The sequence below is a fragment of the Vibrio sp. Vb0937 genome, from assembly GCF_033338855.1.
This window is the reverse complement of the sequence record NZ_JAWOTK010000350.1, coordinates 1-1146: the sequence shown is the minus strand read 5'-3', so window position 1 is coordinate 1146 and position 1146 is coordinate 1. Positions and strand designations below refer to the sequence as shown.

Here is a 1146-nt window from a genome sequence, read left to right as displayed (position 1 = left end):
GTGCACTCGCGCCTTGAGCGACGAAGAGATCGCGCACAACTACGAGCTCAACACTGGCAAAGTCATCGTCGAAACCATCGGTGATTCAAACGTTATGGCGTCACCCGGCATTTTGGTCAAAGAACACGCACCTTTTACTTGGGGTAAAAGCCCTGCTCAAGCGGTTCACAACGCCGTAGTGGTTGAAGTGGTCGCAGGCATGGCTTTGCAAACACTGCAAATCAATGCCGAGGTAGACACTCTTAACCCTTCGCTTCTCGACAAACATTATTTACGTAAGCACGGCGCGAACGCCTACTACGGTCAAAGCAAAAAATAAGGAAACATGATGAAGATTTTCAACGACAAACAAATATGGTTTGTAACTGGCTCTCAGCATCTTTACGGCCCACAAGTATTGGAAAGCGTTGCGCAAAACAGCGAAGAAATCATTGCAGGATTAAATTCGTCTGATGACATTTCAGTTTCTATTGCTAACAAAGGCACGGTAAAAACACCGGATGAAATTCTCGCAGTATGCCGCGCAGCCAATAACGATCCTGACTGTATCGGCTTGATGCTGTGGATGCACACTTTCTCTCCAGCCAAGATGTGGATTGCCGGCCTAACCCAGCTAAATAAGCCATTTTTACACCTTCACACCCAGTTCAACGCGGCGCTACCATGGGATGAAATCGACATGGATTTCATGAACCTCAACCAAAGTGCGCACGGTTGCCGAGAGTTTGGCTTCATTGGCACCCGTCTGAATATTGAACGTAAAGTCGTAGTCGGACACTGGCAAGAACCGCAAGTGCATAGAGATATCGACGATTGGTGTCGCGCCGCTATTGGTGTGAATGCAGGTCAGCACCTGAAAGTCGCCCGCTTTGGCGACAACATGCGCCAAGTCGCGGTCACGGAAGGCAACAAAGTCTCTGCGCAAATCCAGTTTGGATATGAAGTGAATGCGTACGGTCTTGGTGAGCTCAGTGACGTAGTCAACTCGATATCAGATGCGGATGTAAATCACCAGCTAGATGAATACGCATGCATGTATGAGATGTCTCCAGACTTGTTCAACGACTCTGATTTGAAAAAGCTGATGGCGCAAGAGGCACGTTTAGAGCTTGGGATGGAATCTTTCCTCAAATCTGTTGGAGCAGG

General features: G+C 48.3%; 1 protein-coding gene and 1 pseudogene. Both read left to right on the top strand.

Annotated features, from left to right (window positions below):
• Positions 1-319 (top strand): class II aldolase/adducin family protein (locus R7P67_RS25630; RefSeq protein WP_318086425.1); only part of this gene is annotated, 319 nt, incomplete at its 5' end.
• Positions 320-328: 9 nt separating this feature from the next.
• Positions 329-1146: pseudogene (locus R7P67_RS25625) on the top strand (L-arabinose isomerase); the annotation flags it as partial.